This window comes from Streptomyces sp. MMG1533, from assembly GCF_001279775.1.
Lineage (GTDB): Bacteria > Actinomycetota > Actinomycetes > Streptomycetales > Streptomycetaceae > Streptomyces.
This window is the reverse complement of sequence record NZ_LGDG01000097.1, coordinates 1-1,595: the sequence shown is the minus strand read 5'-3', so window position 1 is coordinate 1,595 and position 1,595 is coordinate 1. Positions and strand designations below refer to the sequence as shown.

Genomic DNA, 1,595 nt, shown 5'->3' with positions numbered 1-1,595 from the left:
CTTCATCACCAACGAAGGCCTCTTCCTCGCCCGGCTCTGCGCCGCCGCCACCCTGGTCTCCCTGCCCGTCCTCATCGCCGGTTTCGCCGCCCAGGACAAACTCGTCCGCGGCCTGTCCCTAGGAGCAGTCAAGTGAAAGCCGCCGTCATCGAAGCCCCCGGCAAGGTCACCGTCACCACGGTGCCCGACCCGACCCCCGGGCCGCGCCAGGTCGTGATCGACGTAGCGGCCTGCGGGTTGTGCGGGACCGATCTGCACATCCTCCAGGGCGAGTTCGCCCCGAAGCTGCCCATCGTCCCGGGCCACGAGTTCGCCGGCGAGGTCGTGGGTCTCGGGAGCGACGTCACCGAACTGAAGATCGGCGACCGGGTCGCCGTGGACCCCTCGCTGTACTGCAACGAGTGCCGCTACTGCCGGGCCGGCCGCAACAACCTCTGCGACCGGTGGCAGGCGATCGGAGTGACCGTGGCCGGCGGCGCCGCCGAGTACGCCGTGGCACCCGTCGCCAACTGCGTACGGCTGCCCGACCACGTGGACGTCCAGGATGCGGCACTGATCGAGCCGCTGTCCTGCGCAGTGCGCGGTTACGACGTGCTCAACAGCAGGCTCGGCTCCCATGTACTGATCTACGGCAGCGGGACGATGGGCCTGATGATGCTGGAGCTGGCCAAGCGCACCGGAGCCGCCTCGGTGGACGTCGTCGACGTCAACGCGGAGCGACTGGCTACGGCCGAGAAACTGGGCTGTTCCCAAGCCGCCCTCTCCGCGGACGAGTTGGGGCGGCCGGCCGGCTGGGACGTGGTGGTCGACGCGACCGGCAACGCCGCGGCCATCCAGGACGGCCTGGAACGCGTTGCCAAGGCCGGAACGTTCCTCCAGTTCGGGGTCTCCGACTACGCGACGACGGCCACCATCTCGCCGTACCGCATCTACAACCAGGAGATCACCATCACGGGCTCCATGGCGGTGCTGCACAGCTACGAGCGCGCGGCGGAGCTGTTTGCCACCGGGGTGCTCGATCCGCAGGTGTTCATCAGCCACCGGATGCCGCTGACCCAGTACCCGCAGGCACTGGAGCAGTTCGCAGCCGGTCAGGGCCGCAAGATCGTCGTACTGCCCTGACCTCGGCACTCCGGCCTGGGTCCGTCCAGGCGACCTGACGTGCGAAGGAGCGGCTGACTCCTGTCCGTCCGGACGGACGCCTGGACACTGGCGAGCCGTGCGCGCTCGTACCTTTCCAGCGCCTGCTCCCACCAACGCCAGCCCCCCGTTGACCAGCCGGTCCGGACCACACTCGGCGATCGGGGTGCCGATGGCGGCCCGCCGATCGAGGCGGTCGTGGATGACGTCACTCCAGAGCGCCGACCACAAGTCCACTGCTTCCAGGGCGAGTTCGCGGAGGATGGCGTCTGGGGCGTCGGCAGCACGCAGGGAGTGGTGTACGACGTCGCCGACGACGCAGCCGTGGCCGCCTGCGCACCGGGCGGGACGAATTTCCCCTGCACTGCGCGTCCGTCCGGAGGGGTTTTGGGATGTTGCACGGGGCTCGGGGCGGTATGGCGTGATCTGGTGGGTAATCTCGCGCTGCTACTGGC

2 protein-coding genes and 1 pseudogene are annotated in these 1,595 nt (G+C 69.2%); all 3 read left to right on the top strand.

The window, feature by feature from the left end:
- A pseudogene (locus ADK57_RS48935) lies at window positions 1-136 on the top strand (carbohydrate ABC transporter permease); the annotation flags it as partial.
- Window positions 133-1,122 (top strand): zinc-dependent alcohol dehydrogenase family protein, encoded by a 990-nt coding sequence (locus ADK57_RS11920; protein WP_053749375.1) that lies wholly within the window; start codon window positions 133-135, stop codon window positions 1,120-1,122. The pseudogene ADK57_RS48935 and the gene ADK57_RS11920, both read left to right, overlap by 4 nt.
- 216 nt (window positions 1,123-1,338) lie before the next feature.
- On the top strand, window positions 1,339-1,595 hold a 257-nt coding region (locus ADK57_RS51055), incomplete at its 3' end, for a hypothetical protein (protein ID WP_234390140.1).